The sequence below is a fragment of the Paraburkholderia sp. GV068 genome (genome assembly GCF_003058125.1).
Lineage (GTDB): Bacteria > Pseudomonadota > Gammaproteobacteria > Burkholderiales > Burkholderiaceae > Paraburkholderia > Paraburkholderia graminis.
In genome coordinates this window covers 218,140-240,553 of sequence record NZ_QBUB01000005.1, presented here as the reverse complement: position 1 = coordinate 240,553, position 22,414 = coordinate 218,140, and the positions used below count along the sequence as shown (strand labels likewise).

The 22,414-nt window shown below is 63.7% G+C and carries 19 protein-coding genes and 1 tRNA gene; 13 read left to right on the top strand and 7 right to left on the bottom strand.

The features are described from left to right. Nucleotides 1-2: 2 nt before the first annotated feature. Nucleotides 3-455, top strand: a complete 453-nt coding sequence (locus C8K18_RS13220; protein ID WP_029968344.1) for a MarR family winged helix-turn-helix transcriptional regulator — start codon at nt 3-5, stop codon at nt 453-455. A 136-nt stretch (nt 456-591) separates the two neighbouring features. Here the strand turns inward: C8K18_RS13220 and C8K18_RS13215 are convergent, their stop codons facing one another. Both C8K18_RS13215 and C8K18_RS13210 read right to left on the bottom strand, forming a co-directional pair. Then, entirely contained in the window at nt 592-2,124 is a 1,533-nt protein-coding gene (locus C8K18_RS13215; RefSeq protein WP_107707719.1) for a DUF3999 domain-containing protein, read from the bottom strand. Further along, nucleotides 2,121-5,636, bottom strand: a complete 3,516-nt coding sequence (locus C8K18_RS13210) for a DUF2339 domain-containing protein (protein WP_107707718.1) — start codon at nt 5,634-5,636, stop codon at nt 2,121-2,123. The genes C8K18_RS13215 and C8K18_RS13210 overlap by 4 nt, the downstream gene beginning before the upstream one ends. Nucleotides 5,637-6,167: 531 nt before the next feature. On the opposite strand from C8K18_RS13210, the gene C8K18_RS13205 reads away from it, so the two are divergent. The 3 genes from C8K18_RS13205 (at nt 6,168) to C8K18_RS13195 (ending at nt 7,302) form a co-directional block, all read left to right on the top strand. Next, the gene (locus tag C8K18_RS13205; protein ID WP_006048921.1) at nt 6,168-6,455 is read left to right on the top strand and encodes a hypothetical protein; all 288 of its coding nucleotides are present in this window, start codon (nt 6,168-6,170) and stop codon (nt 6,453-6,455) included. Between the two features lie 345 nt (nt 6,456-6,800). Further along, entirely contained in the window at nt 6,801-7,028 is a 228-nt protein-coding gene (locus C8K18_RS13200) for a hypothetical protein (protein WP_053858052.1), read from the top strand. Nucleotides 7,029-7,062: 34 nt separating this feature from the next. Then, nucleotides 7,063-7,302: a hypothetical protein gene (locus C8K18_RS13195; RefSeq protein WP_107707717.1), complete on the top strand. Its 240-nt coding sequence runs from the start codon at nt 7,063-7,065 to the stop codon at nt 7,300-7,302. Between the two features lie 218 nt (nt 7,303-7,520). On the opposite strand, the gene C8K18_RS13190 is transcribed toward C8K18_RS13195, so the two are convergent. Continuing rightward, nucleotides 7,521-7,607: transfer RNA gene (locus C8K18_RS13190), tRNA-Leu, on the bottom strand. A gap of 230 nt (nt 7,608-7,837) precedes the next feature. Here C8K18_RS13190 and C8K18_RS13185 point away from each other — a divergent pair. After that, entirely contained in the window at nt 7,838-8,698 is an 861-nt protein-coding gene (locus C8K18_RS13185; protein WP_107707813.1) for a squalene/phytoene synthase family protein, read from the top strand. A 25-nt stretch (nt 8,699-8,723) separates the two neighbouring features. On the opposite strand, the gene C8K18_RS13180 is transcribed toward C8K18_RS13185, so the two are convergent. Both C8K18_RS13180 and C8K18_RS33685 read right to left on the bottom strand, forming a co-directional pair. Continuing rightward, nucleotides 8,724-9,926 carry a DUF1501 domain-containing protein gene (locus tag C8K18_RS13180; protein WP_107707716.1) on the bottom strand — a complete coding sequence of 401 codons (1,203 nt, stop codon included), beginning with the start codon at nt 9,924-9,926 and terminating at the stop codon, nt 8,724-8,726. A gap of 325 nt (nt 9,927-10,251) precedes the next feature. Then, a complete protein-coding gene (locus C8K18_RS33685; RefSeq protein WP_029968335.1) occupies nt 10,252-10,578 on the bottom strand; it encodes a hypothetical protein in 327 nt (108 codons plus the stop codon). Between the two features lie 228 nt (nt 10,579-10,806). Here C8K18_RS33685 and ompR point away from each other — a divergent pair, with 228 nt between their 5' ends. From ompR to C8K18_RS13155, 4 genes are all read left to right on the top strand, one after another. Beyond that, nucleotides 10,807-11,541, top strand: a complete 735-nt coding sequence (ompR, locus tag C8K18_RS13170; protein WP_006048917.1) for a two-component system response regulator OmpR — start codon at nt 10,807-10,809, stop codon at nt 11,539-11,541. A 44-nt stretch (nt 11,542-11,585) separates the two neighbouring features. Further along, nucleotides 11,586-12,935 (top strand): ATP-binding protein, encoded by a 1,350-nt coding sequence (locus C8K18_RS13165; protein WP_006048916.1) that lies wholly within the window; start codon nt 11,586-11,588, stop codon nt 12,933-12,935. Nucleotides 12,936-13,173: 238 nt separating this feature from the next. Continuing rightward, a complete protein-coding gene (locus C8K18_RS13160) occupies nt 13,174-13,722 on the top strand; it encodes a peroxiredoxin (protein ID WP_006048915.1) in 549 nt (182 codons plus the stop codon). 74 nt (nt 13,723-13,796) lie between these two features. Beyond that, on the top strand, nt 13,797-14,315 hold the full coding sequence (locus C8K18_RS13155) for a carboxymuconolactone decarboxylase family protein (protein ID WP_006048914.1): 519 nt from the start codon (nt 13,797-13,799) through the stop codon (nt 14,313-14,315). A gap of 78 nt (nt 14,316-14,393) precedes the next feature. On the opposite strand, the gene ispF is transcribed toward C8K18_RS13155, so the two are convergent. Together ispF and ispD are read right to left on the bottom strand one after the other, a co-directional pair. Beyond that, nucleotides 14,394-14,873 carry a 2-C-methyl-D-erythritol 2,4-cyclodiphosphate synthase gene (gene ispF, locus C8K18_RS13150; RefSeq protein WP_006048913.1) on the bottom strand — a complete coding sequence of 160 codons (480 nt, stop codon included), beginning with the start codon at nt 14,871-14,873 and terminating at the stop codon, nt 14,394-14,396. A gap of 54 nt (nt 14,874-14,927) precedes the next feature. Then, entirely contained in the window at nt 14,928-15,641 is a 714-nt protein-coding gene (ispD, locus tag C8K18_RS13145) for a 2-C-methyl-D-erythritol 4-phosphate cytidylyltransferase (RefSeq protein ID WP_029968333.1), read from the bottom strand. A gap of 120 nt (nt 15,642-15,761) precedes the next feature. Here ispD and mfd point away from each other — a divergent pair, with 120 nt between their 5' ends. The 4 genes from mfd to mscL all read left to right on the top strand — a co-directional run bounded on the left by mfd (nt 15,762) and on the right by mscL (nt 22,348). Next, nucleotides 15,762-19,244 carry a transcription-repair coupling factor gene (mfd, locus tag C8K18_RS13140; RefSeq protein ID WP_029968331.1) on the top strand — a complete coding sequence of 1,161 codons (3,483 nt, stop codon included), beginning with the start codon at nt 15,762-15,764 and terminating at the stop codon, nt 19,242-19,244. 199 nt (nt 19,245-19,443) lie between these two features. Continuing rightward, nucleotides 19,444-20,691: an acetylornithine deacetylase gene (gene argE / locus C8K18_RS13135; protein WP_006048910.1), complete on the top strand. Its 1,248-nt coding sequence runs from the start codon at nt 19,444-19,446 to the stop codon at nt 20,689-20,691. 62 nt (nt 20,692-20,753) lie between these two features. Beyond that, nucleotides 20,754-21,788, top strand: coding sequence for a threonine/serine dehydratase (locus C8K18_RS13130; RefSeq protein ID WP_006048909.1), 1,035 nt, complete (start codon nt 20,754-20,756; stop codon nt 21,786-21,788). Nucleotides 21,789-21,898: 110 nt separating this feature from the next. Further along, nucleotides 21,899-22,348, top strand: a complete 450-nt coding sequence (gene mscL / locus C8K18_RS13125; protein WP_107707715.1) for a large conductance mechanosensitive channel protein MscL — start codon at nt 21,899-21,901, stop codon at nt 22,346-22,348. The last annotated feature ends 66 nt before the right edge of the window (nt 22,349-22,414 follow it).

The following is a 22,414-nucleotide window of genomic DNA, read 5'->3' as shown; positions in this document are numbered from 1 at the left end:
CCATGAAGGACTCCGCCAAAGCTGGCCTGGAACAGCTCCTCACTTATCGTCTGCATGTACTCAACAAGCTTGCTGAGCGCGGCATCAGCGAGCGCTACCAGGACAAGCTCGGCGTAACGTTGCCGGAAGCTCGCGTGATTGCGTCGGTGGGATCGTTTGGACCGTTCTCGATCATGGAACTCGCGAGGCATGCCAATCTCGACAAGAGCCAGGCGAGCCGCGCCGCCGAAGGTCTGATCAGACAGGGACTCGTCAAACGCGAAGCGAGTGCCGACGACGGACGCGTGGTGCTCGTGTCGCTCACGCCCGAGGGCCGCGCGCTGTATCGCAAGGTGATGCCGATCGCGCGCAAGTGGAATGGCGACCTGTTCGATTGCCTCGACGAAAACGAAAAGCTCGCGCTAGGCGAAGCGCTCGACAAGGTCATCGAGATGATGACTACGCGCGACGCGTGAAGCCTGTGAAACGCTGCTCGAGTCTGAAACCGGCAAGCGTCAGACATGGCGCGCGGCGCTTCAAATTTGCGACGAATGCCGCGCTCATGAACAGAGGTGGATAACGCGTGTCGTTCGTTGCGAACGCACGCGCGTCTCAGTCGTTGCTCTCGCGCCGATGCCCAGGTTCCGGCGCGTGCCCTGCACCACCGGACACCGCGTTCGCATTATCCTGGGGCGAAGCACTTGCCGGGCCGTTTAGATCCGCTGCCGCAGCCGCCGTACTGGCAAGACCTCCTGACATCGCGCCCGATGCGCTTGCCGCGGCATCGCCCGCCGGCACCCGATGCGACACGCTGCGCGCCAGACGCCACGCGATCGCCGCGAGCGAGCCGACGGCCAGTAGCAACGCGGCCCACAGCACATAGCGCCGATACGCATCCGCATTCGCCGGCGACGGCGCATTCGCATTCGGCGCAAGCGCGAGCGGCTCGCCGACGCGCGCGGTGGCAATCGCCGAGGACGCGTCCATCAGCAACTCATCGCGCCCGACCGCGGTCGACACTGCGGACGCATTGCCCACGCCGAGCGTGAAAGGCGCCGATCCGCGCGCGACGAACGTCAGCGTCGCCGGACGCCAACCCGCTGCAACAGTCAGCACGCCGCTGCCGAGTCCGCCGTTACGCGCATCGACAACCACCCGCCAGTGACGGTCCGTATCCGGCGTCAATTGAAGCGACGGATTGTTCTGTTCGACGTCCCCGTTATGCAAACGGAACAGCGTCGCATTCGACACCTCGCGCCACGCCCCGCCCAGTTCGCCGCGCGAATAGACGACCGCGGGCGCCACCGTGTTGGGCTGCGGCAGATTGAGCCGCAGCCGGTCGACCGGAAACGGACCGTTGGTGCTAAAGAAATATTCGCCGGCCTTCGGACCCGCGCGCGCGACGATGCCTTCGCGCCACTCGCGCTGGCTGTCCGCCAGTTGCGTGCGCCCCGCGCCGGCCGCCTGCACTTCCACGTCGATCGATTCGAGGTACGGCGCGCCGTCGAGCCAGCGCAAGCGCAGGTAACGCGCGTGCGCACCGTTCAGTTCGATCCGGTCCTGGCTCAGCGTGCTGCCGTTGTAGCTGACCTTGAGCAGTTGCGCATCGCCGGCCGGTTGCCAGTTGCGCAGATCGTCGCTCGATTCGACCGACACACGCCCCTGGTAATTGTCGTCGCGCAGATGGATCAGCAGCGCGCTCGCGCGGCCTTCGTGCGACGCCTGACCGGCATCGATCAGATCGGTGTCGTGCTGCGCGCGCCCAGGCGGCGCGGCGGTGGCACGCAGCGATCCGTCGGCGGCGATCGTCACGCCCAGCGGCGCGCCCGCCTGACCTGCGGCGGCGGGACGAAGCGGGAACCAGCGGGCCGGACGCAGCGTCGGCGGCGTGCGGGCCGGCTCGCGCGGCCCCTCGAGCGAGTACGGCACGGGCTCGCCCGCGCCGTTGAAAACGCGCACGTCGCCGAGATCGTTGCGCTGGCTGGCCGCATAGACCGCGGCCGGCAGCGTCACGCTGTAGTAGGCCGCGCCGTCGTCGAGCTGAAGCGCAAAGTGCCGCGCGAAATCTTCGGCCCACGCGGGCGCCGCGGTCCACGCGCACACGAGCGCGGCACACCAGCCCGTCACTTTCAGAAGATGCTTCATTGTTCAGTTTCCCTGACCATCGGCTTGGGCGGCAGCGGCGAGAAGTAGCCGATCAGCAGCAACATCAGGCCGATACCGATAAACGATACGATGCGCTCGATCCCCGTCACGTGCGACAGGTCGAACAGAAATAATTTGACGACAGTCGCGCCGAGCAACCCGCCGCCGATGAACCACACGATACGGCTTGCGCGTCTCGTCGCCCAGATCATCGCCGCCAGCGCGCACAGCGTCCAGAAGACCGAGACCGACGCCTGCACGAGCATCGACTCGGACATCTGCGCGAACTCGTACGGCACGCCGATCCAATGATGCAGCGTGCGCAGCAGCATCGCATTCAACCACACGAAGCCGGTCGCCCCGGCCGCGACTTGCAGCGGCAGCCGGTAGCCGTCGAGCGGCACGCCGAGACGGTGAACGCGCACGAGCCAGAGCGCGGCCAGTGCAAAGACCACGGCCTGCACGAGATCGAGCGGATTCAATAACGGCAGCCGCGCCCACGCGCCGCCGTCCTGCGTCAGGTTGGCGTAGAACGTCCACAGCCACATCACGAGCACGAGCGGCGTCGACGAAATTGCGCACAGGCGCACGATGCTGTCGCGTCGCGCGAGCCACAAACCGGCGAACGCGAACGCGCTCCATCCGACCAGGAACACCTGCTGCAGCGTGAACGACGCGAGCACCGCGGTCACGTCGTACGCCGCGTCGAAATGATGATGCAGCGTGCGAAGCAGCAACGCATTGAACCACAGGAACAGCGTCGCGAGCACGGCATAATCGAACGCGCGCGGGTGCCATTGCACGCCCAGTGCGCGCAGCCGTCGCAGCCACACGGCGCCCGCGACGAACACGAGTATCTGTGCGACGTCGAGCGGATTGACGATGGGCAGCCAGAAGAGCGGCGCGGCGCTGCCGTCGCTCGTCACGCTTGCAATGGTCCACGCCCACAGCAACGCGGCGAGCGGCGCCGCGGCCCACACCTGATAGGCCCGAGTGAAGCGCGCAACCGGCCAACGCAGACGATGCCCCACGCCGGCCAGCAGCAACAGCAGCGCGCCGAAGCCATACGCCCACGCGCTCCAGCTCCATGCACCTTCGGGCACGTAAGCGCGCAACGCCCAGTAGCCTTCGAGCGCGGCGAGCGTGCCGGCGGTCCAGAACATCAGCGTGTGCAGCGGCGCGAGAATGCGCTCGCCGACGTCACGTTGCTGACGCCATAAAAGCGCGTAAGTGGCGACTGCAACCAGCAGACAAACCAGCCAGCCATAACCGCTGACCGGCCTCATGTTCAATGCAAAAAGTTCGAGTGTGAGCGCGGCGAGAACAGGCACGAGCGCGAGCGCCGGCCACTCGGCGAGCGGCCAGCGCAGCTTGCGGCGCGCGCCATGAGCGAGCCATGCGCTCAACGCGGCGAACAGCGCGACGAGTGCGATGCCGACTCGGTCGCGGTCGTCCGGAACGTACGCATGGACGTAGCTCTGTATCTCGTTGAGCCCGCCCGCCACCCACCACAGCAGACCCCACAGACTCGCGACCACGCCAATCTGCGGCAGCCACGCGTGCCAGTCGCGTGCTTCGCTGCGGCCGTGCAAACGCCATCCGGTGAAGATGCCGGCGAGCGCGATCAGTACGCTTGCCAGATACGCGCCGTTCAGCACCGGCAAGCTCGCCGCGTGGCTGAACGACAAAACCGTGCCGACGACAAACGCGCCCGCCGCGGCCAGTTGCATCAGCAGGCCGAAGGCGAACGCGACGAGGCGTCGTTGCCGCACGGCGAGCCATGTCACCGCGGCGCCTTCGATTGCCCACGTCGCGCTCGTCGTCGGTCCGGTGAACGCGAGCGGCACGGCGAGCGTCGCGAAGATGACGGCGAGCGCGAACATCGAGTCGAATAGCAGGCCGAGACGCGCGCGGCGCGGCGCGAGCCAGCCCGCTATCGCCAGATAGAAGACGGCGAGCGCGACGGCGCTCCATGCGAGCCCGAACTCGGTGCCTCGCATCAGCGCGGACTGCAGGCCGATTGCGACGAGCGGCGTGCCAAACACGAGCGTGCCGTCGACGTAATGCCTGAGCGTCAGTTCGCGGCGCACCGCGTAGAGCAGCGCGATACCGACATACATCAGGAAGAAGAGGATCAGAAACGGCTCGGTGCTCGCGAGGAGTTCCGGACGATATGCCGTCGCGCCCCACGCCGCGCCGATCGAGAACGTGAAGACAAAGCCGAGCAGATTCAGCGGACGCCATGCCTTGAACCACGCGATCGCGAAGATGCCCGCGTTGAGCAACGCGTAGTAGCTAAAGAGCATCACATGACTGCCGCCGCCGGTGGACAAGAGGAGCGGCGCGAGGAAGCCGCCCGCGCTGCCCATGAACGCGAGCGAAGGCGCGTTCTGCCGTACCGCGAGGAACGCGCTCAGCGCGCAGGTGGCGATCATCAGCGGCAAGGCTGCGCCGGCGGGCAGCAGATGATAGAGCCGGGTCGCGGCGAACACCGTCAGGTACAGCGCGCCGACGCCGCCGCCTTGCAGCACGAGCCCGTACGCGCCGCGACTGTCGCCGATGCGCCAGCCGAGCACGAGCAGGGCCGTCGCGGCGAGCGCGACGCCTGCGAGGCGGAATTCGATCGGCAGCAGGCTGTTGTCGGCGGCGTATTTCAGCAGGAAGGCAATGCCGAAGAACAGCACGACGATGCCGACGCGCACCACCGTATTGCCGCCGAAGAGCCAGTCGCGGCCTGCTTTGAAAAGGCGCTCGACGACGCCGGGCCCGCGTGGAGGTGCGGGTGGGAGGTTGGGTTGTGCGGGGGCGGCGAGGTCAGGTTGGGTATGCGCGGCGGCGGCGGGTTGCGGTTGGGCGGGTTGTGCCGCGTCGGTCGCAGTGGCTTGCGGGAGGCCCGCGAGGTTCGGTTGTGCTGGCGCGGCGGCGTCGGCTTGGGTGCGCGCGGCTGCGTCGAGTTGTGCTTGTGCTTGTGCTTGTGCTTGTGCTTGTGCTTGTGCGGCGGCGTCCATGCCGGTTGACGTTTCTGTCTGCCGAACAATCGACGCGCCCGCCTCCCCGCCCGCTGGCGCAAGCGCCGCCGACGCTCTCGCCGTGAGCTTCTCAGCTTCTTGCGGCGCGATTGCATAGCGATGCTCTGTGGTGCCTGCCGCAACTGAATCGGGCATCGTTGCGGCGTCTGATGCGTGCATCGGCGCTGGCGCTCGAGCGTCGTCGTCGGCTGATGCAATACCCGCTGCCTCACGCAATTGCCGGATCTCGCCGCGCAGCGAAACGAGTTCACGTTCCAGCCACTCGACGCGAGCCGCCAGGTCACGAGGCGCGCCGGGCGCATCCGTGGCGGTAGCGCCCGGCAATGGCGACTGCGCAGTGCCCGCTGGATTTCTCTTGCGCAAGCGCGCCAGCGCAAAGCCCGCGAGCGCGCCGAAGAATGCGCCGTAGCCGAGCGGAAGATCGTTCGACAACGAAGCCAGCATGCCGACCACCGCGCCCAGCACGGCAAATATCACGCTCATCGCATCCCTCTTTTATTGTGTTTTCCGGCGATACCCGTTTGATCGCAACCTCGGTCGCGCGGATTATCCGCGAATACGGCATGTGGAATCAGCGAAAATCGGCGCGCAGAATAACATGCAAAGCGACGTGCAAAGCGGGCTTTTCAAGCAGCTATCCCCCGATAGATGATGACGAGCGGCAGGCAAGCCAATTGAACGCGGATGTCGCCACGTCTCCGACAACACTTGCCGAAATTTCATCGCTCATTATGCGGCTGATGTGCGTCGATTAATTAAAGCGAATCGCTTACCGAATCGAACCGTTATTGTCAGCGTTTTTGCCAGCGCCTTTGCCGAGTCAATTACCCGAACAACGGCACGCGATTATCCGCGCGCCGCATTCTCACTGATCGCGACGCTGTCTTCGCGGCAAAACGCCAACCGTGTCAAAATCCCGGGTCCGCCGCGTGCGCCGGGTTATCGCTTCCATTCAGGTCGATGAACCGCGCGGCGCGCGAGCCCAGTCATCCAACTCTATTCAGGGAAGTTTCAGTGGACATCAACAAACAGGTCGCGGCGCTCACGGCGTCGGAACTCCAGACGGCCGGTGCGAGCCAGGCGACGGCGATCGCGGTAAGCGTGCTGTTGCGCCATCTGCGTTCGCCGGAACTGGTGAAGCTGTTGTCGTCGGCATTCGAAAACCATCAGGCGGTCATGCTGCAAACGCCGTGGCCCGAGCCGATGTTGCAGGCTTTCGAATCGACGCGGCGCTTTCTCGAGGGCGCCGCGCAAGCCGATCTGCCGGGCACGCAGGCGCCGCCCGCCACACCGGAAGCCTGAGCGGCCTGACCTCGCCATGCGGGCCTCTACGGGCCTGCATCGCGCGCGCCGCCTATCCGGGTCACCAAAAAAGAGTCACCCAAGGGCCACCCAAAAAAGAGCCCCGGCGAGTGCTGTGACCTGACGGGGGTTCTCACTACACATCGCGACGATCGCGAACACTCGGCGTCGTACCGCTTCAGGCCGCCGTCAATTCCTGATTGCAGCCTCGCCAGCAGATTGTCGGGCGCGCTTTTGATTCGTCCCGCATGACGGTACGGCACAACTTTCCGAAATTGGAAGTTACGACATCAGAAAATCGGAGTATCTTTCCGATCAACCAAAAAAAATACCAAAGACCAAGAGATGGCAGATAACGAACCGACCAAGCCGGACTACCTTCTGTTCGATGAAATGAAGGAAGTCAGCGCGACCGTGCGCCGCACTCGCTCAGCGCAGGGCAAAAAGAATCCCGAGGACCTTCCGTTCGGTACGCCCGAGTGGATCGAGGTCAGCACGGACCTCATGCGGGACATGTGTGTGGCGATGGGTGGAGATCCCGACGCATGGCCGGCACTCCCGAATATCGAGTGATTGATAACCTGCGGAACCGGACCGACGGTCTCATTTGTACAGGTGGGCCATAGCGGACGGCCCGCTGTTCATCGACCCAACGACGCGCGAACGGTACGCCGGCTCGCACCAGATTTACCGCGTCTGGCAAACGGCGCGCAAGCGCGCCGGCGACGATTCTTCAGGCGCAAAGACCGTGGATAAGTTTGGAAAAGAAAACGGCGAAAAGAATGCAGCGATGCACGGAAAGCTTCTTGAGCGCGCAGGCCTTCAACAGGTTCCGATTCCGGCCTAGCGCCGCGGACTCTATTTCTCGGACTCTATTTCTTCTTGAGGCAGCGGAATATCCAATACATTGGAAAGACAGAAGATGTCTATACGCGGCGCGGGCAGCACATCAACGTCAAGAAATTCGATGATGTTATGTTCCTGCCGACAATCCCGGATTCGCTTCAAGGCCGCCGGTCAACCACGCCAAGGAAATCCGCAGACCGCTCTATATCGAGAAGTTAATGGTGCGAGGGAGGGGACTCGAACCCCTACACCCTTGCGGGCGTCAGGACCTAAACCTGGTGCGTCTACCAATTTCGCCACCCTCGCAGCCGGGCCAACGTTGTACGTCTCGCCCGATGTCCTGCATGCTTTCCGGCGCGTTCAAATGTACGCGCCCAAAAGCGTAAGCGCGAGATTCTAACGCATTGATTCGCGCTTGTCTGCAACTGCCGGGCATCCGGCTCGCGCCTCTGCCGTTGCCCCGCCGATGCTACAATTTTCGGCTTCGCGCACGCATGCCGTGCTCACTTCGCCTGCCCTTCCCCACATTCCAAGCCGTGAATTTCGACGAATATTGCCAGCAAAAAGCGGCGCCCCCTGGATCGAGCGCCTACTACGCGCTGCGGCAAGCACCGGCCGCCAGTCAGCCGCGCTTGACCGCGCTCTTCGCACTGCGCCGCGAGTTCGAGGAAACGGTCAAGGAAGTGAGCGACCCCGCGATTGGCCGCACGAAGCTCGCGTGGTGGCAAAACGAACTCGGCGCGTTGGCTGCGGGCTCGCCCACGCATCCGGTTTCAAAGGCGCTCGCGGCTTCGCTGCCCGACGTCAAAGCGGAATACCCCGCGTTGCAGACGCTGCTTGGCGGCTTCGAGATGGATCTCGACCAGGCGCGTTACCTGGACTATCCGAATTTGCGCCGCTACGTGCAGGCGGTTGGCGGCACTTTTGCCGCGCTTGTGGCGCGCGCAGCGAGCACGAATGGATCCACCAGCGCACACACCAGCGCACACACCGACGGCGCGCAGGCTCCGGGCTGGTCCGCACCGTTAGGCGAAGCGCTGCTGCTCGCACAACTCGTGGCGGAAACGGGCAACGATGCGCGCCACGGCCGCATCTACATTCCTATTGACGAAATGCAGCGCTTCAGTGTGACAGCCGCGGACCTGATCAATCGAAAATATTCGGATGCGTTCACGGAGCTCATGCGCTTTCAGACGAAGCGTGCCCGCGATGCCTTGCATAGCGCGCTCGCCGCGGTGCCGCGCAGCGAGCGCCGTTCGCAGCGCACGCTGCTTGCGCAGGCCGCGCTCGCTGGCGCGTTGCTCGATGAAATAGAGCGCGACGGTTATCACGTGCTGCATCAACGTATCGCGTTGACGCCGGTCCGCAAGCTGTGGATCGCGTGGCGCGCGAAGTAAGCGCAAGGAGCGGAGCGCGCCGTCGTCAGATGTGCAGCAAAGGGAGTGGCTCGAACTGCTGCCGCAAGATCGCCTGTGCGTCGACACGCCACCAGCGCGCGAGCACCGTCGCGTAAAGCTGTCGAAAATCGACGCCGACCGGCAGCTCCCCATTGCCGTCGAGCCGCGCCAACTGCGGCGGCACGCCGTGCAAGCCGCCGCGCACTCGTCCACCCATCATGAAATGCGGCGCCACGGTGCCGTGGTCCGTGCCGGCGCTGTCATTCTCACGCGGATGCCGCCCGAACTCGCTGTACGTCATCACGAGCGTGTCGTTCCAACGGCCCAGTTCGACAAGCGCCGATCGCATTGCAGCCAAGCCTTCAGCAAGTTGCGTCAGCAACAGACGGTGGCGCTCCGGCTGATTCTGATGCGTATCGAAGCCGTTTAGCGTCAGGCGGATTGCGGTTGCGGGGGCGGTCGTGTCCGCTTGCGCAGCATGTAGTCGCAGTGCCTGCCCTTGCTGTGCTTGCACGCGCAACCTATCGCGGGCCGCGAGCATCTGCATCGCGCTCTTTATCGACGCGCCGAACGAACTGCATGGAAACGCGGTCGTCAGTCGCGTTGCGTCTTGTGCGCGCAGCGGCCGACCACATAGTTGAGCGATGCCTTTCCCGGCCTCTACAACTTGACCTCGACCGGCACGCGCCCCATCACCACCGCCCTGCGCCAACGGTCCCATTTCATCGCTGCCGATCACGACGCCCTCAGCGGCAAAACCAGCCGCCGCCGACGCGCTGTCGAACGCGCGACTGAGCCAGCCTTCGCGCAGGTACTGATCGGAGCGCGATGCCGTGTCCCATATCTGCATCGAACGAAAATGCGAGAGGTTGGGCGCCGCGTAACCGACGCCCTGAACGATCGCAAGCTGCCCGCTTCGCCACAAAGGCATCAACGGTTCGAGCGACGGATGCAGCGCCGTGCGTTCGTCAAGTTGAATCGCGTGCTCGCGTCTGATTGCGATGCGCTTACGGAGCCGGTAGTACGCCGGATCGGCGAACGGAATGACGGTGTTCAGACCGTCATTGCCGCCCTTCAATTCGATGAGGATCAGCAGCTTGCCGTTATCGCGTGCGAACGCTGGAACGTGACGTGCCGTGTGCGCGGCGGGCTCAGCGCCGAATGTGCGAGGCAGCCAGAGGGCCGCGCTGGCGGCGGCGCTCATCGAGAGAAAGCTGCGTCGTTTCATGGGGCGTCCGGAAGGATGCGCGAATCACTGGCGAGCAAATGTGCAAGGCGCACGATGCGTTCATGACAGAGCAAATCTTCACGCACGATGACGCATCGCATGCGGCATGCCGCTCCCTTGTCTGCCCGCTTCTAGTACACAGGCCATATGCAAGACTCGACACACCTTGTCAGCATGATGAGCAAGACATGCCCAGCAAAATCACGAACGGGAAGCACAGCGAAGAGCGATGCAAGTGCGAACAAGCACAAGACAGCACAAGAACGGAAAGACAGCGTGGAACGCTAAAACCAGAACAAGCACGACGACCACCACCACCAAAACCCTACCGCTTATAAAGCTCCCGCACAGCATCTTCGATATGCTGCCTCAGCAAACGACGTTCGTCCGGCGTCATATGCCCATCGCGGCGGCGTTGATCGAGGTCGGGGGGAACCGCGGTGCGCAGCATCACGTCCGATGCAGGCCGCTCGCTGTTCGAGTCATGACGGTTTGCTTTTGAGGGACTCGGTCTGGGCGCGCGCGCGCTCGCAGCTCTGTCGGCAGAAGGCTGGGCGTGGGCGAGCGTTGATCCCAATGTGCCTGCGAGCGTACCGGCAACCGCCAGTGCAATCACGTTCAGGCGCACATTCGGCCAAACCCCTCCCTTCATGTTGTTCCCTTCGTGGCGCGGCAACCGGCGACCTCAAATGCTGTGACAAACCCGGTTACGAGCCGGGCGCGTGGGTTTTAGTCGAGTGAAGTATCCACCGAACAGCCGCATTCAGTAAAGGAGTCTAACTGGCGTCGCTTTACGCCGTGCCACAGGCAGGGTAAATTTTGTAACTGACTGTAACTCGACAAATGATGCAACCGCGCACCACTTTCTAATCGCGCTAAGATGCCGACCATGGAAACCAAAAACCCTTCGAAAATCCTCGTCGTCGACGACGATCCGCGCCTGCGCGACCTGCTGCGCCGCTACCTCGGCGAACAAGGCTTCAATGTTTATGTGGCGGAGAACGCGCCGTCCATGAACAAGCTGTGGGTGCGCGAGCGCTTCGATCTGCTGGTGCTCGACCTCATGCTGCCAGGCGAGGACGGCCTGTCCATCTGCCGGCGTCTGCGCGGCAGCAACGACCGCACGCCGATCATCATGCTGACGGCCAAGGGCGAAGACGTCGATCGTATTGTCGGCCTCGAAATGGGCGCTGACGACTATCTGCCGAAGCCGTTCAATCCGCGCGAACTGGTCGCGCGAATTCATGCTGTGTTGCGCCGTCAGTCGCCGTCGGAATTGCCGGGCGCGCCGTCCGAGACCACCGAGGTCTTCGAGTTCGGCGAGTTCGCGCTGAACCTCGCGACCCGCACGCTTACCAAGGCAGGCCAGGAAATCCCGCTGACCACCGGCGAGTTCTCGGTGCTCAAGGTATTCGCGCGTCATCCGCGCCAGCCGCTGTCGCGCGAGAAGCTGATGGAACTCGCTCGCGGCCGCGAATACGAAGTGTTCGACCGCAGCCTCGACGTGCAGATCTCCCGTCTGCGCAAGCTGATCGAGCCCGACCCAGGCAGCCCGCGCTTCATTCAGACGGTATGGGGTCTAGGCTACGTGTTCATTCCCGACGGCGCAGCCTGAGTTTGTTCACACCTCAAGCTTTTGTTTTCAGATAAGAAGGGCCCATGCGGATCGACCGGCGCCTCCTGACGCTCGCGTTCGGCGGCCTTTTCTGGCGGACCTTTCTGCTGATCGCGCTGTTGATCGCAGTCAGTCTCGCCGCGTGGTTCCAGAGCTTCCGGGTGATCGAGCGCGAGCCGCGCGCGCAGCGCGTGGCGTTGCAGCTCGTCGCCATCGTCAAGCTCACACGCACGGCACTCCTTTATTCCGATCCCGATCTGCGGCGCGCGTTGCTGCAAGATCTGGAAAGCAATGAGGGCGTGCGCGTGTATCCGCGCGAAACCACCGACAAGTTCAAGCTGCAGCCCGACGAGTCGCTGAACCGGCTGATCGAACACGACATTCGCGGCCGTCTCGGCGACGACACCGTGATCGCGCAAAGCGTCAACGACATCCCGGGCGTGTGGATCAGCTTCAAGATCGACGACGACGATTACTGGGTCGCGCTCGACCGCGATCAGCTCGACAATGCGACCGGCCTTCAATGGGCCGGCTGGGGCGTGTTCGCGCTCGCGTTGTCGCTATTCGGCGCGGCCTTCATCACGAGTCTCGTGAACCGGCCGTTCGCACGTCTCGCGATGGCCGCGCGCCGGGTCGGCTCGGGCCAGTCGCCCGAACCGCTGCCCGAGCGGGGCATGGGCGTCGCGGCCGAAACCAATCGCAGTTTCAACCAGATGGTGCGGGACCTCGAACAGCTCGAGGCCGACCGCGCCTTGATGCTCGCCGGCATCTCGCACGATCTGCGCACGCCGCTCGCGCGGCTGCGGCTCGAAACAGAAATGAGTCCGTCGGATCAAAGCACGAAAGACGCAATGGTCGACGACATCGAGCAGATGGATATGATCATCGGCCGCTTCCTCGATTACGCGCGGCCGGTGCAGCGCGTGCCCGAGCCCGTCGATCTGTCGGTGATCGCAAGCGAACTCGCCGCGCGCATGCAAAGCGAGGACAGCATGCGGCTGATCACGCGGCTTGCGCCGTCGGCGGTGATCGAAGCGGACGAGACCGACATGCGGCGCGTCGTCGGCAATCTGCTGGAAAACGCGCGCAAATACGGTTTGAGCGATGGCGACGGCATTCCGCACGTCATTCTGGAGACGCGTGTGTCGCACTCGCGAGTCGAGCTTTCGGTGGTCGACGAAGGCCCGGGCATTCCGGAAGATCAACTCGCGCTCGTCACACGGCCGTTCTATCGTGTGAACTCCGCTCGCACGCAGGCGAACGGCACGGGTCTCGGCATGGCGATCGTGCAGCGGCTCGTCGGCCGTTATCGCGGCGCGCTGCGCTTGCGCAATCGCACGCCGGGCCCCGGCCTCGAAGTCACGATCGAATTCCCGCTCGCCAAAGGCGCTTGAGTCCACTGCGAGCCCGCTGTGAACCGCTGTGGCCCGCGCCTTGCGACACCGGCGACATCAGACCAGGCTGCGCACTGCCAATGCCCGCCCCGTTGAATAATAACTATCCGGGTTGTTAGTTAAAAACTATTGAGCGGATAGTTCCATAGAGCTATAGTTAAAAGCCTGACACGCGCTCGTGATGACGAGCTGGTAGCCTCAACATGCTGTTTTTTCCAACACACGAAGGAGCACTCGCATGAAAACCGTTGGCGACAAACTCGAAGCGTTCACCGTCACCGCTGCCAAGCCTGGCTTTAACAACCACGAGGAAAACGGCGTCTCGGCGTTCGAAGAGATCACGGAGCAGTCGTTCCCCGGCAAGTGGAAAATCATCTACTTCTACCCGAAGGATTTCACCTTCGTGTGCCCGACGGAAATCGTCGAGTTCGGCAAGCTCGCGAAAGACTTCGAGGAACGCGACGCGGTGCTGCTCGGCGGCAGCGTCGACAATGAATTCGTCAAGCTCGCATGGCGCCGCGAGCACAAGGACTTGAGCAAGCTGAACCACTATTCGTTCGGCGACGTGAAGGGCGAGCTGATCGACCAGCTCGGCGTGCGCGACAAGGAAGCGGGCGTCGCGCTGCGCGCCACGTTCATCGTCGATCCGGACAATACGATCCAGCACGTTTCGGTGAACAACCTGAACGTCGGCCGCAATCCTGAGGAAGTGCTGCGTATTCTCGACGGTCTGCAAACGGACGAGCTCTGTCCGTGCAACCGCGCAGTCGGCGGCGCGACGCTGTAAGCCGTGTCTGCCCAGGCCCGCCACGCTTGAAAAAGCCGCGGGCTTTTTTATCGACAACCCGATAGGAGATCGCAATGGAGTTCTTGTCTTCCATTAAGGCGCTCGTGCCCGACTACGCGAAAGACATCCGGCTGAATCTCGACGGCACGATCGCGCGCTCGTCGCTGGAAGGTAACGATGCGGTGGGCGTCGCGTTGGCCGCGGCTTTCGCCGCGAAGAGCACGGTGATCGTCAACGCGATTCGCAACGCGGGCGTGCTCTCGCCCGAAGAGACGAACGGCGCGTTGACCGCCGCCGCGTTGATGGGCATGAACAACGTCTGGTATCCGTACGTCGAAATGACGGACAACGCGGATCTGAAATCGCAACCGGCGCAGTTACGCATGAACGCCTATGCGTCGCATGGCGGCGTGGACAAGCGGCGCTTCGAGATGTATGCGCTGGCCGCGTCGATCATCGGCAAGTGTCATTTCTGCGTGAAGTCGCACTTCGATACGCTGGTCGCCGAAGGCATGAGCACGACGCAGTTGCGCGACGTGGGCCGGATTGCCGCGGTGATCAATGCGGCCGCGCAGTGTATTGCCGCTGAATAACGGCCGTTGATTTCGTCGCGGCTTCCGGGCATTCTCGACGCCGCGCAAGCCGCTCTTCGCGGCCGCATAAAAAGCCAGTCAATCCTTGACCAGCAACACCACGGCCTGCGCCTCGATGCCCTCGCCGCGACCGAGATAGCCGAGCTTCTCATTCGTCTTGGCTTTCACGTTGACCTTTTCCGTCGGCAGGCCGAGGTCGGCGGCAATGTTCGCGCGCATGCCTTCGATATGCGGCGCGAGCTTCGGCGCCTGCGCGACCACGCTGCTGTCCACATTCGCGATCGAAAAGCCCGCGGCCTTCACGCGCGCCACGCACTCGCGCAGCAGCACGCGGCTGTCGGCGCCGGCGAACTTCGCATCCGTATCGGAGAAATGGCGGCCGATGTCGCCGAGCGCGGCCGCGCCGAACAGCGCGTCGGTGATCGCGTGCAGCAGCACGTCGGCATCCGAATGGCCGAGCAAGCCGCGCTCATAGGGAATCGTCACCCCGCCGATAATCAACGGACGCCCCGGCACCAGCGCATGCACGTCGTAGCCTTGCCCAATTCTGAAATCCATCTGCGTCAAGTCCTCAAGTCCGTTCACTGAATTCACTGAAAATGAAACCGCCGGTCACGCTGCCGAAGGCCGCAGCAAAATCGCCTCGGCGAGATCGAAGTCTTCCGGGTACGTCACCTTGAAATTGCGCAGGCTGCCCTGCACGAGCCGCGGCGCATGGCCGGCCCATTCGATCGCGCTCGCTTCGTCGGTGAGATCGTGGCCGTCGGCCTGCGCGCGCAAGATCGCTTCGCGCAGCATGCCGATGCGGAACATCTGCGGCGTCTGCGCCTGCCAGAGTCCGTCGCGCGATTCGGTGCGGGCAATGCGGCCGTCCGCCGATGCGCGGTCGATGCGCTTTAACGTATCCGCGACCGGCAAGGCCATGATGCCGCCCACCGCGTCGTCTTTCAGCGCGCCGGTCAACGTGCGGATCAGCCCCGGCGTGATGCCCGGCCGCGCGGCGTCGTGCACGAGCACCCAGTCGTCGTCGCGCGCGTTGAACTCGGTGAGCGCGTGCAAGCCGTTCAGCACCGACGCCTGGCGCGACGCGCCGCCGCAACGGCGCACGGCAAAGCGCAAGCCGCCGAAGCGGCGCGCGTCGAAGTGCTGGTCGTCGGGCGCAATGACGACGAGCGTTTGCGCGAATTCGCTGCACGCGTCGAATGCCGCGAGCGAATAATGCAGCAGGTCGCGGCCGGCGACGGTGCGATACTGTTTGGGCATCGCGGCACCGGAACGGCTGCCGGTGCCTGCGCACGGAATCAGGGCAAATAGACGGGAAGTCACGAGTGCGGATGCCGCGAGGTCAAAGTAAAGGACGGATTTTATAATAGGTCCTTCGCATCCACGCCCCGACACGCGTAAACTTGCCGGTTCGTGTGAGCCCGAGGCCGCCTTTTCCTTTCTATGCCAGATATCGCCGCAACATCGCAGTACTCCCCGCCCGTCGCGCTCGTCAAGGCCGGCCAGCGTTTCGCCTTCGACGGCACGCATGGCTCGTCCGACGCCCTGCTGATCGCCCGCTACCATCTCGCCTATCGGGAGAAGGTGCCGCTGCTCGCGGTCGTCTGCGAAAGCGCGGTCGATGCGCAGCGGCTGTCGCAGGAAATCGGCTTTTTCGCGCCGGACGCGCGCGTGCGCCTGCTGCCCGACTGGGAAACGCTGCCTTACGACACCTTTTCGCCGCACCAGGACCTGGTCTCGGAGCGCCTCGCCACGCTGCACGATCTCGGCGAGGGCCGCTGCGACATCCTGCTCGTGCCCGCCACCACGGCGCTGTACCGGATGCCGCCGGCGTCGTTTCTGGCCGCCTATACGTTCTCGTTCTCGCAAGGAGAGCGCCTCGACGAGGCCAAGCTGAAAGCGCAGCTCACACTGGCCGGCTACGAACACGTGAGCCAGGTCGTGCGCCCCGGCGAATACTGCGTGCGCGGCTCGCTGCTCGATCTTTACCCGATGGGCTCGCCCTTGCCCTACCGGATCGATCTGTTCGACGACCAGGTCGATTCGATCCGCGCGTTCGATCCCGACACGCAGCGCAGCCTTTATCCGGTGAAAGACGTGCGCCTCTTGCCGGGCCGCGAATTCCCCTTCGACGAAGCCGCGCGCACCGCGTTTCGCAGCCGCTGGCGCGAGACGTTCGAGGGCGATCCGAGCCGCGCGTCGATCTATAAGGACATCGGCAACGGCGTGCCGTCGGCGGGCATCGAATATTATTTGCCGCTTTTCTTCGACGAGACGGCCACCCTCTTTCACTACTTGCCGCAAGGCGCGCAACTCGCGTTTATCGGCGATCTGGATGCGGCGATCCGGCGCTTCACCAACGACACGAAGCAGCGCTACAACTTCCTGTCGCACGATCGCGACCGGCCCATTCTCGAGCCGCAGCGCCTCTTTCTGACGGACGAGGATTTCTTCACGCTCGCCAAGCCGTTCGCGCGCCTCGTGCTGCCGGCCAATGCGGGCGGCGGCTGGGCGACGCCGCTGCCGAATCTCGCGATCGACCGTCACGCGGACGATCCTGTCTCGGCCTTGCGCGCGTTTCTCGACACGACGCCGAACCGCGTGTTGTTCGCCGCGGAATCGGCGGGCCGCCGCGAAACGCTATTGCAGTTGCTTGCGGACAATCATCTGAAGCCCGCGTCGAGCGACAGCTTCCAGGACTGGCTCATCGGCGACGCGCGTTTTTCGCTCGGCGTCGCGCCGCTTGCGAACGGCTTTGCGGTGCCGGTCGACGGCATCGCGATCATCACCGAAACGGAGCTTTACGGACCGCTCGCGCGGCGTGCGGGGCGTCGTCGCCAGGAACAGGCGAGCAACGTCGATTCGATGGTGCGCGATCTGTCCGAGCTGAAGGTCGGCGATCCGGTCGTGCATTCGCAGCACGGCATTGGCCGCTACATGGGCCTCGTCACGATGGACCTGGGCGAAGGCGAAACAGAGTTCCTGCACCTCGAATACGCGGGCGACAGCAAGCTCTACGTGCCGGTCGCGCAACTGCATGTGATCTCGCGCTATAGCGGCGCCGACCCGGAAAGCGCGCCGCTGCATTCGCTCGGCTCGGGTCAATGGGAGAAGGCCAAGCGCAAGGCCGCGCAGCAGATTCGCGACACGGCCGCCGAGCTGCTGAACCTTTACGCGCGCCGCGCCGCGCGCTCGGGCCACGCGTTCGCGCTCGAGCCGAAAGACTATGTGAAGTTCGCCGAGAGCTTCGGCTTCGAGGAAACGCCGGACCAGGCCGCGGCCATCGCCGCCGTGATCGGCGACATGACGAGCGGCAAGCCGATGGACCGTCTGGTATGCGGCGACGTGGGCTTCGGCAAGACCGAGGTTGCATTGCGCGCCGCGTTTATCGCGGTGATGGGCGGCAAGCAGGTCGCGCTTCTCTCGCCCACCACGCTGCTCGCCGAACAGCATACGCAAACCTTCACGGACCGCTTCTCCGACTGGCCGGTGCGTATCGCCGAACTGTCGCGCTTCAAGTCGACCAAGGAAGTGAACGCCGCGATCCAGCAGATCAACGAAGGCAGTGTCGACATCGTGATCGGCACGCACAAGCTGCTCTCGTCGGATGTGCAGTTCAAGCGGCTCGGGCTCGTGATCATCGACGAAGAACACCGCTTTGGCGTGCGTCAGAAAGAAGCGCTCAAGGCGTTGCGCGCCGAAGTGGACGTGCTCACGCTGACCGCCACGCCGATTCCGCGCACGCTCGGCATGGCGCTCGAAGGGCTGCGCGATTTCTCCGTGATCGCGACCGCGCCGCAAAAGCGTCTGGCGATCAAGACCTTCGTGCGTCGCGAGGAAGAAAGCGTGATTCGCGAAGCGATGCTGCGCGAACTGAAGCGCGGCGGCCAGGTTTACTTTTTGCACAACGAAGTCGAGACCATCGAGAATCGCCGGCAGATGCTTGAAGCGCTCGTGCCCGAAGCACGCATCGCGGTCGCGCATGGGCAGATGCACGAGCGCGAACTCGAACGCGTGATGCGCGACTTCGTCGCGCAACGCGCGAACGTTTTGCTGTGCACGACGATTATCGAAACCGGTATCGACGTGCCGAGCGCGAATACGATCCTGATTCATCGCTCGGACAAGTTCGGTCTTGCACAATTGCACCAGTTGCGCGGGCGCGTCGGGCGCTCGCATCACCAGGCGTACGCGTATCTGCTCGTGCACGATCCGCAAGGTCTGACGAAGCAGGCGCAGCGCCGGCTCGAGGCGATCCAGCAGATGGAGGAACTCGGTTCGGGCTTCTATCTGGCCATGCACGACCTGGAGATTCGCGGCACGGGCGAAGTGCTCGGCGACAAGCAGTCGGGTGAGATTCACGAGATCGGTTTCCAGCTTTACACCGACATGCTCAACGACGCCGTGAAGGCGCTGAAGGACGGCAAGGAGCCCGACCTCACCGCGCCGCTCGCCGCGACGACCGAGATCAATCTGCATGCGCCCGCGATTCTGCCCGCCGACTATTGCGGCGACGTGCAGGAACGTCTGTCGCTCTACAAGCGGCTCGCGAATTGCGAGCACAGCGATTCGATCGACGGCATTCAGGAAGAGCTGATCGACCGCTTCGGCAAGCTGCCGCCGCAAGCGCATGCGCTTGTCGAGACGCATCGGCTGAGGCTAGCGGCGAAGCCGTTGGGCATCTCGAAGATCGACGCGGGCGAAGCCGTGATCGGCTTGCAGTTCATTCCGAATCCGCCAATCGACGCGATGCGTATCATCGAGATGGTGCAGAAGCACAAGCACATCAAGCTCGCGGGCCAGGACAAGCTGCGTATCGAAACGCGCAGTCCCGACCTTGCGGTGCGCGTCGCGACCGTCAAGGAGACCTTGCGCGCGCTCGGGTCGCCGAGCCGCGGTACGGCCGCGGCAACGGCCGCGCGATGAGTTGAGGCATGGCGTAGGGCGGGTTCATTCAGCGCACGCGTTACGCGCTGCCCAGCGCACAAAACCGCCCTACGTCTAGCGTTATTCCGCAATGCTGCGCTGCGCAACCCGCGCGCAGCAGCGCACTCACTGTACACAAGCCGCATACGGCACGGCATTTTTGGGTATGATCGAAAGACTCAAATGCCGGAGTCTTGTCATGTCTCATGTCGCTGATTCAGCGCAGTCCTCGCAAACATCCGCCACTGCATCATCCGCTTCCGCCTCCGATACGCCTGTCTCGCTGCCCTGGGTCACACGGCTCGTGTCGATGGATACCGTGAGCCGCAATCCGAATCTCGGTCTGATCGAAACCGTGCGCGACGAGTTGCGCGCCGTAGGCATCGACGCCACGCTCACGCACGATCAAAGCGGCAAATGGGCCAACCTCTTTGCGACGATCCCCGCGCACGACGGCGAAACGAATGGCGGCGTGGTCTTGTCCGGCCACACGGACGTGGTGCCCGTCGACGGTCAGCAATGGGACAGTGATCCGTTCAAGCCGGAAATTCGCGGCGACAAACTGTATGGCCGCGGCACCTGCGACATGAAAGGCTTCATCGGCGCGGCGCTTGCGCTCGTGCCCGACATGCAGCGCACGAAGCTCGCCAAGCCGATTCACTTCGCGCTTTCGTTCGACGAGGAAGTCGGCTGCGCGGGCGCACCGCTGCTGATCGCCGACCTGATGAAGCGCGGCGTGAAGCCGGACGGCTGCATCGTCGGCGAGCCGACCAGCATGCGGCCCATCGTGGCGCATAAGGGCATCAACGCTTATCAATGCTGCGTGCGCGGCCAGGCGGCGCATTCGTCGCTCACGCCGAAGGGCTTGAACGCGATCGAATACGCAGCGCGCCTCATCTGCTATATCCGCGACATGGCCGATCAGTTCCGCGAGCAAGGTCCGTTCGACGAACTGTACGACGTGCCCTTCACCACCGCGCAAACCAGCACGATCGTCGGCGGCAATGCGATCAATACGGTGCCGGCCGAATGCAAGTTCCAGTTCGAATTCCGTAACCTTCCCACGCTCGACCCGGAGCCGATCTTCGCGCGCATCGACCAGTACGCGCGCGAAACGCTGCTGCCGAAAATGTTGCGCGAGCATCCATCGGCGGCCATCGAGATCACGAAGATCGCCGCGGCGCCGGGACTCGATTCGTCCGAACAGGCGGCCATCACGCAGCTCGTGCGCGCGCTCACCGCGGATCAGGACAAGCGCAAGGTTGCATACGGCACGGAGGCCGGACTGTTTTCGCTGGCGGGCATTCCGAGCATTGTGTGCGGACCCGGCGACATCCAGCAGGCGCACAAGGCCAACGAGTTCGTCGCACTCGATCAGCTCGTGCAGTGCGAACGCTTCCTGCGCAAGTTCATCCACAGCATGTCGGTGGAAGCGCATGCGCTCTGAAAACGCGTGAGAAAGAAACACACACTCACGCGTTTCCCGATCAACCCATTGTCGCCCACGCCATGTCAACCGCCACGCCGCAGCACACCGACCATACGATCGACGGCGAGCCGATCCCCACTCTCGACGACATTGCCGCGCAGCACTTCGCGCTGACGCCGTGGGTGGCGCGAACGCCAGTGTTCGACAGGCTCGACTTCGCGTCGCTCGAAGGCACGGTGGTGAACTTCAAGTTCGAGTTGCTGCAGGCGGGCGGCAGCTTCAAGGCGCGCGGCGCGTTCACGAACCTGCTCGCGTTGGATGAAGCACAGCGCAGCGCAGGCGTCACCTGCGTATCGGGCGGCAACCATGCGGTAGCGGTCGCCTATGCGGCGATGCGGCTTGGCATCAGCGCGAAGGTCGTGCTGTTTCGCGCGGCGAATCCGGCACGCGTCGCGCTGTGCCGGCAATATCGCGCGGAAATTGTGTTCGCCGAAGATCTCGCCGAAGCGTTCGAGCTCGTGCGCCGCATCGAAGCCGAAGAAGGCCGCTACTTCGTGCATCCGTTCAACGGTTATCGCACGGTGCTCGGCTCGGCTACGCTCGGCTACGAATGGACCACGCAAACGCCCGACCTCGAAGCCGTGATCGTGCCGATCGGCGGCGGCGGTCTCGCGGCCGGCGTCGCCACGGCAATGCGGCTCGCGAATCCCGACGTCCACGTGTTCGGTGTCGAGCCAGAAGGCGCGGACGCAATGGGCAAGAGTTTCGCCGCGAATCACACGGTGAAGATGGGCCATATGCACAGCATCGCCGATTCGCTGATGGCGCCGCATACCGAGGAATACAGCTATGAACTGTGCCGCCGTCATATCGACGAACTCGTCACGGTTTCCGACGACCAGTTGCGCGCGGCCATGCTGACCCTGTTCGGACAACTGAAGCTCGCCGTCGAACCGGCTTGCGCGGCTGCCACCGCGGCGCTGCTCGGACCGCTGCGCGAGAAGCTGCAAGGCAAGCGTGTCGGCGTTCTGCTGTGCGGCACCAACACCGACCCGGTTACTTTCGCGGCGCAGATCGAACGCGCGCGCCACAGCGCGTCGCAGTTTCCCGACTAGGCTAGTCATGCCGACCAAGCCGAACTACGCTCACTAAGCTATAACTAAGGGCTGGCCTATCCGTCTGAGATTGGTATGATTAAGTCATCGATATTCGGGAGGAAAACCCTATGAGCATGGTCAAGGAATTCAAGGAATTTGCCCTTAAGGGCAACGTGATGGATCTCGCGGTCGGTGTGATCATCGGCGGCGCGTTCTCCACCATTGTCAATTCAGTCGTGAAAGACCTGATCATGCCGGTTGTCGGCGTCGCCTCGGGCGGCCTCGACTTCTCGAACAAGTTCATTCGCCTCGGCGACATTCCGCCGAGCTTCAAAGGCAGTCCGGAATCGTATAAAGACCTGCAAACAGCGGGCGTCGCCGTGTTCGGTTATGGCTCGTTCATTACGGTGCTCATCAACTTCATCATCCTCGCGTTTATCATTTTCCTGATGGTGAAGTTCATCAACAATCTGCGTAAGCCGGACGCTGCCGCACCGTCCGAACCCCCGCCGCCGCCGCCGGAAGACGTGCTGCTGTTGCGTGAAATCCGCGACTCGCTGAAAAACTCGCCGCGCTAGGCGACCGATGCTTGCCGTGCGGCGCTCTCATGTGCCGCACTTATGTGCCGCACTCATGTGCCGCAT

Coding starts and splice junctions, on each gene's coding strand:
- C8K18_RS13220 (WP_029968344.1), top strand. CDS start 3: ATGAAGGACTCCGCCAAAGCTGGCCTGGAACAGCTCCTCACTTATCGT.
- C8K18_RS13215 (WP_107707719.1), bottom strand. CDS start 2,124: ATGAAGCATCTTCTGAAAGTGACGGGCTGGTGTGCCGCGCTCGTGTGC.
- C8K18_RS13210 (WP_107707718.1), bottom strand. CDS start 5,636: ATGAGCGTGATATTTGCCGTGCTGGGCGCGGTGGTCGGCATGCTGGCT.
- C8K18_RS13200 (WP_053858052.1), top strand. CDS start 6,801: ATGGCAGATAACGAACCGACCAAGCCGGACTACCTTCTGTTCGATGAA.
- C8K18_RS13180 (WP_107707716.1), bottom strand. CDS start 9,926: ATGAAACGACGCAGCTTTCTCTCGATGAGCGCCGCCGCCAGCGCGGCC.
- C8K18_RS33685 (WP_029968335.1), bottom strand. CDS start 10,578: ATGAAGGGAGGGGTTTGGCCGAATGTGCGCCTGAACGTGATTGCACTG.
- ompR (WP_006048917.1), top strand. CDS start 10,807: ATGCCGACCATGGAAACCAAAAACCCTTCGAAAATCCTCGTCGTCGAC.
- C8K18_RS13165 (WP_006048916.1), top strand. CDS start 11,586: ATGCGGATCGACCGGCGCCTCCTGACGCTCGCGTTCGGCGGCCTTTTC.
- C8K18_RS13160 (WP_006048915.1), top strand. CDS start 13,174: ATGAAAACCGTTGGCGACAAACTCGAAGCGTTCACCGTCACCGCTGCC.
- C8K18_RS13155 (WP_006048914.1), top strand. CDS start 13,797: ATGGAGTTCTTGTCTTCCATTAAGGCGCTCGTGCCCGACTACGCGAAA.
- ispF (WP_006048913.1), bottom strand. CDS start 14,873: ATGGATTTCAGAATTGGGCAAGGCTACGACGTGCATGCGCTGGTGCCG.
- mfd (WP_029968331.1), top strand. CDS start 15,762: ATGCCAGATATCGCCGCAACATCGCAGTACTCCCCGCCCGTCGCGCTC.
- argE (WP_006048910.1), top strand. CDS start 19,444: ATGTCTCATGTCGCTGATTCAGCGCAGTCCTCGCAAACATCCGCCACT.
- C8K18_RS13130 (WP_006048909.1), top strand. CDS start 20,754: ATGTCAACCGCCACGCCGCAGCACACCGACCATACGATCGACGGCGAG.
- mscL (WP_107707715.1), top strand. CDS start 21,899: ATGAGCATGGTCAAGGAATTCAAGGAATTTGCCCTTAAGGGCAACGTG.